The following is a 7,606-nucleotide window of genomic DNA, read 5'->3' on the forward strand; positions in this document are numbered from 1 at the left end:
GCCGACCTCGGCGTGCAGGTCATCGAAGGACGTGACAAGCAACCGACAGTCAGTATCGACCTATCCCAAATGGGCGGTATGTACGCGAACCATATTCGCCTGATTGGCACCGAAGCCGGTGTCGGCGTGCGCAGCATGGGCAATATCGCCGCGCAGGCGGGCGATATCCAGATCGACAGCAGCGGCAAACTCACCTTCATCGGCGATACCACCGCCACCGGCAAGATTGCTATCCAAGGCAGCGACACCATCAGCAACAGTGGTCAACTAGCCGCACAGCAAGCGCTAACCATCAACACCAGCGGCCAGCTCGACAACACCGGTCTGCTCAACAGCCAGACAGATACCGTCCTGCGCGCCGCAGACATCCATAACCTTGGTCAAATTTACGGTAACGATATTGCGCTCGGCACCACCACCCTGCGCAACGATGTCAACAATGATGTCGAGAACGACAAAGCAGGCGTCATTGCCGCCCGCAACACGCTGCAGATCGGCGCGGCCGAAGTGATCAACCGTGAACACGCCCTACTGCAAAGCCAGGGCGACATGAGCATCGGCGGCACACTCAATGCCGACAACCAGGTCACCGGCGAAGCCACCAGCATCCTCAACGCCTCCGCCACCATCGACGCCGGTGGTGCCTTGCGCCTACAGAGCGCCGAACTCAACAACCGCAACGACCACTTCAGCACCACCGAAGAAGACGACTTCAGCAGCGCCCGTCACGTCACCGAATACGCCGCCTGGAATGCGCCCGATGTCTGGTTCAGCGCCGATCAGATACGCTGGAGCGACAGCGGCAATGGCGGCATTGTGCTGGTCATCCCGGATGGCAACCGCTTCGAGAAATTCTACAAACGCGACTACACCGAAATCGTCCGCAAGACCGTCGTCCAGAGCAGCGACCCGGCACGCATCAGTGCCGGTGGCGATCTGCTGCTCTCTGGTCGGGTCACCAACGACAAGAGTCAAATCATCGCCGGTGGCAAACTCATCGGCACCGTCGACGCGCTCAACAACATCGGCGCCACCGGCACCGGCACGCCGATTCGCAAAATGACCGCCAGGCAAAACTACTACCACTGGGTCAGCGGCTCATCGCACACCAACAACTACAACTATGACAACGACGGCGCTGCCTACGACAACGTCCTGGCCCCGGTCACGATTGCACTCGCCATCGGCACCATCACCCCCGATGCCACGCCCGACAGCGGCTTACCCGGCATCCCCCTGCCACCGCTGCCGGACAATGGCTTCTTCAAGCTGCACCCGCAACCCGATCATCACACCCTGGTTGAAACCGATCCCCAGTTCACCAACTACAAGACATTTCTCTCCAGCGACTACCTGATCAGCCGTCTGGCGCTCGACCCGCAAACTATCCAGAAACGCCTCGGCGACGGCTACTACGAACAAAAACTGATCGCCGACCAACTCGGCGAACTGACCGGCAAGCGCCAGCTCAGCACCTACAGCAATGCCGAAGCCCAATACCAGGCCCTGATGGAAGCCGGTGTCGCCACTGCCACCGCCTTCCAGCTCACACCCGGCATCGCCCTGACGGCGGCGCAGATGGCCGCGCTCACCGCCGACATCGTCTGGCTGGTCGCGCAAACCGTCACCCTGCCCGACGGCAGCAGCACCCGGGTACTGGCACCGGTGGTCTACCTGCGCCAGCTCGCTGCCGCAGACATCGCCCCCAGCGGCACCCTGATGGCAGCGGCCGACATCAACCTCAACGTCAACGGCAGCCTCGCCAATAGCGGCACCCTGCGCGCCGCCAACCAGCTCATCCTCGGTGCCACCGACATCCACAACAGCGGTACCCTGCACAGCACCGGCAATGCCGACACCGATGGTGTGATACTGACCGCCGGCCACGATTTAGTCAGCAACGGCCACATCAGCGGCAACCGGGTTGGCATCCTCGCAGGCAATGACGTCACACTAGCCAGCACCACCGCCTCCCACAACGGCGCCAACGGCCTCAATACCGGGCTCAAGCAGATCAGCAGCATTGCCGCTGGCGAACTGTCGATCCAGGCCGGACGCGACGTCAGTCTGGTCGCGGCCACTATCCAGACCAGCGGTGATGCCAGTATTACCGCCGGACGTGACCTGCAGCTCGACACCATCAAGACCCAGCAAACCGACAAGGTCCGCTACGACCGCGACAACCACCTTAATCTGAGCAGCACCCAGGTCATCGGCACCGGAATCGACAGCGGCGGCACACTGACGCTGGCTGCCGGGCAAGACATCCACGCCCGCGCCGCCGACGTTAATGCCGAAGGCGCACTCACCGCCATCGCCGGACGCGACGTCAAGCTCGACACTGCCCAGCAGGAAAGCCAGATCGACCAGGCCATCTACACCACCACCAGCGGACCGCTCTCCAGCGCCAGCAGCCGCTCGCAACGCAACGACAACAGCACCGCACAGATCGGCAGCACCTTCTCAGGCGACCGCGTCAGCATCCTCGCCGGACGCGACATCGACGTCACCGGCAGCAACGTCGTCGCCACCAAGGACCTCACGCTAGCCGCCGTCAACGACATCCGCATTAGCACCTCGCAAGACACCAGCGACAGCCGTTTTAAAAGTGAAGAAAAGCGCTCCGGGATCATGAGCAGCGGCGCAAGCATCACCGCCGGCACACGTCAGGAGAACGACGCCCAGACCAGCCACCAAGTCAGCAACAACGCCAGCACCCTCGGCAGTACCAATGGCCATGTCAGCATCAGCGCCGGCAAGACCTATACCCAAACCGGCAGCGACGTACTGGCCCTGACCGGCAACATCGATATCGATGCCCAAGCCATCACTATCCAGCAAGCCACCGACACCAGCGCCAGCACGCAAGACCACCAGTTCAAGCAAACCGGCATCACGGTATCCGTCACCAGCCCGGTGCTGTCCGCCATGCAAAGCGTCCAGCAACTCAAGCAAGCCGCCAGCAAGACCGACAACAGCCGCATGCAGGCACTCGCCGCTGGTGCCGCCGGGCTCACCGCCTACAGCACCTATAATTCCCTGAATCAGGCCAGCAGCATGGGCGACGTCGTCAGCCTCAACGTCAGCGTCGGCACCAGCCAAAGCGAAAGCCACACCGAACAAAACAGCAGCACCGCCCGTGGCGCCACGGTCGTAGCCGGTGGCAACCTCAGCCTGCGCGCCACCGGTGGCGGCAACGCCAGCGACCTCACCATGCAGGGCAGCCAGATCAAGGCCGGCAACAACATCACGCTCGAAGCCGACCACGACATCACTCTCCTCGCCGCCCAAAACACCAGCGCCCAACACAGTACCAACAGCAACAGCAGCGCCTCGGTCGGCGTCTCCGTCAGTGCCTCCGGCAATGTCGGCGTCAACGCCAGCGTGGCCGGTGGCAAGGGCTATGGCGATGGTGACGACGTCACCCAGATCAACACCCAGGTCGAAGCAGGCAAGCAGCTCACCCTGCGCTCCGGCAGCGACACCACCCTACGCGGTGCCACCACCAGCGGCCAGCAAGTCACCGTCAATGTCGGCACCAACGGCAGCGGTAACCTCCACATCGACAGCCTGCAAGACACCAGCACCTATGAAGGTCGCCAACAAAGCATGGGCGTCAGTGTCGCCGGTGGTACCGGCACTGCCAGCGGCGCCGTCAACGTCAGTCGCAGCAAGGTTGACGGCAGCTACGCCAGCGTCAATGCACAATCCGGCATCCTCGCCGGTGATGGCGGCTTTACCGTCAACGTCAACGGCAATACCAATCTTACCGGTGCCAAGATCGCCAGTACCGCACAAGCCGTCACCGATAACAAAAACAGCCTCACTACGCACACCCTGACCCAGTCCAGCATCGCCAACCACGATGACTACCAGGCCGACAGCATGAGCGCAGGCATCAGCATCAGCCATAGCGATGCCAAGCCCGTCCCCGGAAAACCCGGCCAAATGACCGATGCCAGCACCAAGATGAACGGCACCGGCCTCGGCTATGGGAGCACCAGCGGCAGTGATAGCAGCAGCACCGACTCGGGCATCAGCGGTGGCACGATCACCATCACCGATGCCGCTGCGCAAGAAGCACTGACCGGCAAGACCGTCGAGCAAACACTCGCCACCATCGACACCACGGTGCGCAGCGACGAAGACAGCAGCAACAAGCTCAGTAAGAACTGGGATGGGCAGCAGCTGATGGAGGATGTGAACGCACAGACCCAGATCAGGCAAGCCTTTGGGCAGCAGGCAGCAAAGTTGATTGGCGACTATGCGACCAACAAGGAAAACGACCTGCGCCAACAGGCACGTAAAGAAACTGATCCCACCAAACGTGCCGCCCTGTTAAAAGAAGCCAACGAATGGAGCGAGGACGGCTTTCGCCGGATCGCGCTGCATACTATTTCTGGCGCAATGACCGGCGGTCTCGCCGGGGCCGCTGGTGCAGCAGGTTCATCACTGGCGATGACCGCCATTACTGAACAGCTCGGCAAGACGGACTTGCCCGAGGTACTCAAGCAAGGGCTGGCGCAGATTGCTGCGGGGGCAATTGGTGCTGCCGCAGGCGGGAACGCGGGGATGGCTGCTGCGGTCAATGTGGAGGCGAATAACCGGCAGTTGCATCAAAGTGAAAAAGACCTTATTGCGAAGAAAGCGAATGGAGACAAGGACAAAGAAGCGCGTCTTACGCAGGCGGCGTGCTATGCGGTCAAATGCTGGTCACAATATCCAGAAGGCAGCAAAGAGTACAACGCCAACTTTGTTGATGTCATGACGGCCTATTCTCTTAAAGATGAAACCGCGTGGATTAACGAGCAGCAGACAAAGGGGCAGTTTGTTTATTCGATGATGAATGAAGCTACCGATCGCTTACAGTCAACGCATATTCCCGTTATCAAGGATGGTGTCAAGGTAGCGACCGGCTGGCTGACTGCAACGGGTGGGCTGGCCTTGTGTGGAAGCGGACTTGGATGTGTCGCCGGTGGCCCGATGACTGCTTTTGGTGGCAGCGCGATGATTGAGGGGGGCAGTGGTTTGTACAACGCTTATAACGGCAGTGCGGCACCGGGTGTTAATCCACTTCGAAATCAGTTTAATCAATTTTTTCCAGTATGGGGTAATGCTACATATGATGGATTGAATTTTCTTGCGACGTTTATGGCAATGGGTGTACAGGTTCCACTCAAAGTTGGTATTTCAGATGGAATTAATCGAACCGAATCGCTGTTTGGCGTCACGGTATCAGGTTTTAGAAATGCGACATTGAATCCGCTGACTAAATTGCCGCTGCCCTATGGCACTACACAAGCTATTTTGTTGTACGGGACGGGGTCGCAAGGTGCGACCTTGATTAATGACGTTCGTAAAGCAAGTGGAAGCAAATGACCGGCCAGCAGATTTATACGTTTGTGCGCACTACAATCATCGTGGGAAGTACTGCTTTATTTACAGGCGGCTTCTATGCTGCCGTAATAGCCGGAATTTGCCGCTTCGCATTCAAACTGGAAGAGAATACGGCTTTGCTATGGATCGGTGGCCCGATATTTGTGGTGGTCACGATATGGGCGTGGGTATATATGCCAAAGCATCTGCGCAAAGCTGGGTTTATTGAATGAATTGAAATAAATGAAATTATAAAAAATAGTTCGCCAGCAAGCACTTCCTTTGACAGGTTGAATAATGCTATAGGAGAAGGAAAAAGAAGATAATTAAAAATGGGAACTTCACCCCTTGGTTCAGAACATCAATCTGGATATTGGGAATAGCAATTGCCATTTGCTCTTATTTTTTTCTAAACGGATTTTTAATTTTTTGGGGAGTTATGGGTGGTACTTTGACTGCCTCTATTGGAGCATATGCAGAAAGTGCAAATACACATAGATTAAAACCTTTTGATAATGATCAAAAGCGTGCAAAAGAAAGCCACAAAAAAGATTCAAATTAAATGGCAATAATTAGAAGTTACATCAGGATGAAAAGACGTGGATTGAATCAATCCGCTAAACGTTGCGGGATTGTTAGAAGTTCCGTATCCGACTTTACCGCAACTTGCACGGCCTGAAACAGCACCGTGCAAGCCCCTCCCTGAATGTCAATTATTCATCCCAATACTTGTTCAAGCACGCGATATGTTCCTCAGACACATCGCGCAGCATGGTCGCTGCTGCCAGCGACAGGCGAAACAAGTTGGCGCTATCGGATTTCCCAATCGATGGCGCGACCTCTTGTTCAGGATCGTTGTCCTGATTCATTTCATTGGCTAAATCACGGGCGTAAATGATGTGCATACAGGAGGTAATGCCTGCGCTGACATCGCGAGTGAGTTCAATGAAGTCAGCGAATTTTTCCTCGCGGCCGGGGCCGTGAATCCAGCGGAAATCTTCGTGATGAGGTGGGATGGTTTTTTGGTCAGACGTGATAGTGCTAGGCATTGAAGCCTCCTTTGGTAGCGGTTAAGCCGCTTCTCGCTGCAAAACGAGGGTGGCGGCAAATGACAAGGTTTGCAGACCGGTACCAAAGGAACCCGGCAGGCCGAAGCCTCCCTGCCATTGCCGCCAAAGAAGGCACAACAACAGCTCGCACATAAAAAACCCGCGTGGCGCGGTCTGTGCGCTTTGGTAATCTGAGCTGCAAAACTCGTTCCCTTTTTTATCAGGGACGGCAGATTATTCTCTTTTTGAAGGGCGTGCGTCAAGCCAATTTATCTCTATGAAGCATGCAATGATGTTCTGCATACCGCTGCTCTCGACCAGCCAAAGCGAAAGCCACAACGAGCAAAGCAGCAGCACCGCCCGTAGCGCAGCGGTCATGGCCGGTGGCAACCTCAACCTGCGCGCCACCGGTGGCGGTACCGCCAGTGACCTCACCATGCAGGGCAGCCAGATCAAGGCTGGCAAAAACGCCACGCTCGAAGCCGACCACGACATCACTCTCCTCGCCGCCCAAAACACCAGCGCCCAACACAGTACCAACAGCAACAGCAGCGCCTCGGTCGGTGTCTCCGTCAGTGCCTCCGGCAATATCGGCGTCAACGCCAGCGTGGCCGGTGGCAAGGGCTATGGCGATGGTGACGACGTCACCCAGATCAACACCCAGGTCGAAGCAGGCAAGCAGCTCACCCTGCGCTCCGGCAGCGGTAATCTCCACATCGACAGCCTGCAAGACACCAGCACCTATGAAGGTCGCCAACAAAGCATGGGCGTCAGTGTCGCCGGTGATGGCGGCTTCAAGGTCACCGTCAACGGCAACACCGACCTCATCGGTGCCAAGATCGCCAGTACCGCACAAGCCGTCACCGATAACAAAAACAGCCTCACTACCCAAACGCTGACCCAGTCCAGCATCGCCAACCACGATGACTACCAGGCCGACAGCATGAGCGCAGGCATCAGCGTCAGCCATACCGAAGCCAAGCCTGTAGCAGACAAGCCCGGCCAAATGACCGATGCCAGCACCAAGATGAACGGCACCGGCCTCGGCTATGGGAGCACCAGCGGCAGTGACAGCAGCAGCACCGGCTCGGGCATCAGCGGTGGCACGATCACCATCACCGATGCCGCTGCGCAAGAAGCACTGACCGGCAAGACCGTCGAGCAAACACTCGCCACCATCG

5 protein-coding genes are annotated in these 7,606 nt (G+C 57.8%); 4 read left to right on the forward strand and 1 reads right to left on the reverse strand.

The genetic code is table 11. The annotated features are described in order from the left end of the window. The 3 genes from FHW66_RS20510 to FHW66_RS20520 form a co-directional block, all read left to right on the forward strand. Window positions 1–5,379: hemagglutinin repeat-containing protein (locus FHW66_RS20510; protein ID WP_183381686.1), on the forward strand; the 5,379-nt coding region annotated here is incomplete at its 5' end. Further along, window positions 5,376–5,609 (forward strand): hypothetical protein, encoded by a 234-nt coding sequence (locus FHW66_RS20515; RefSeq protein WP_183381687.1) that lies wholly within the window; start codon window positions 5,376–5,378, stop codon window positions 5,607–5,609. The genes FHW66_RS20510 and FHW66_RS20515, both read left to right, overlap by 4 nt. A gap of 140 nt (window positions 5,610–5,749) precedes the next feature. Continuing rightward, the gene (locus FHW66_RS20520; protein WP_183381688.1) at window positions 5,750–5,938 is read left to right on the forward strand and encodes a hypothetical protein; all 189 of its coding nucleotides are present in this window, start codon (window positions 5,750–5,752) and stop codon (window positions 5,936–5,938) included. Between the two features lie 151 nt (window positions 5,939–6,089). Here FHW66_RS20520 and FHW66_RS20525 read toward each other — a convergent pair whose 3' ends face one another. Next, the gene (locus FHW66_RS20525; RefSeq protein ID WP_183381689.1) at window positions 6,090–6,425 is read right to left on the reverse strand and encodes a hypothetical protein; all 336 of its coding nucleotides are present in this window, start codon (window positions 6,423–6,425) and stop codon (window positions 6,090–6,092) included. Between the two features lie 289 nt (window positions 6,426–6,714). Between FHW66_RS20525 and FHW66_RS20530 the strand changes: the two genes are divergently transcribed. Beyond that, window positions 6,715–7,606, forward strand: an 892-nt coding sequence (locus tag FHW66_RS20530; protein ID WP_183381690.1) for a hemagglutinin repeat-containing protein, incomplete at its 3' end; no start/stop codon positions are given.

The sequence above is a fragment of the Herbaspirillum sp. Sphag64 genome, assembly GCF_014192645.1.
Classification (GTDB): Bacteria; Pseudomonadota; Gammaproteobacteria; order Burkholderiales; family Burkholderiaceae_D; genus Herbaspirillum.